At 66.8% G+C, this 388-nt stretch carries 1 pseudogene; it reads left to right on the top strand.

Annotation, left to right across the window (positions count from 1 at the left end):
• A pseudogene (locus tag EOA79_RS32520) lies at nt 1–388 on the top strand (hypothetical protein); the annotation flags it as partial.

Raw genomic sequence — 388 nt, 5'->3', positions numbered from 1 at the left:
CCTAAGGAAGAGGTCAAGCCCGAGCCGGTCAAGCAGACGGAGCCGAAGCCGACACCCGCCAAGGAGCCGACGCCAGCACCGCCGAAGGACACGACCGCCGCCATCCAGAAGGAAGAGGTCAAGCCGGACGCCGTCGCCGAGGCGATCGCCAAGGAGCAGCCGACCGAGGAGGCTAAGCTTCCGGACTCGGCACCCGCCCCTGCAGCGCGGCCGAAGCCGCAGCCCGCTCCCGCCGAAAGCGCCAAGGCGCCGGAGCGCAAGGACGCGGAAAAGCCGGTGAAGGAAGCTTCCTCGAAGCCGAAGTTGGATGAAAAGCAGTTCAACGCCGACGAGATTTCAGCACTTCTGGACAAGCAGAAGCCGTCGGGTGGCGGCGCCAAGCGCTCCA

The sequence above is a fragment of the Mesorhizobium sp. M1A.F.Ca.IN.020.03.2.1 genome (assembly GCF_004023205.1).
Taxonomy (GTDB): domain Bacteria; phylum Pseudomonadota; class Alphaproteobacteria; order Rhizobiales; family Rhizobiaceae; genus Mesorhizobium.
Note: the sequence above shows the minus strand (reverse complement) of the source record. Positions and strands in the feature narration are given on the sequence as shown.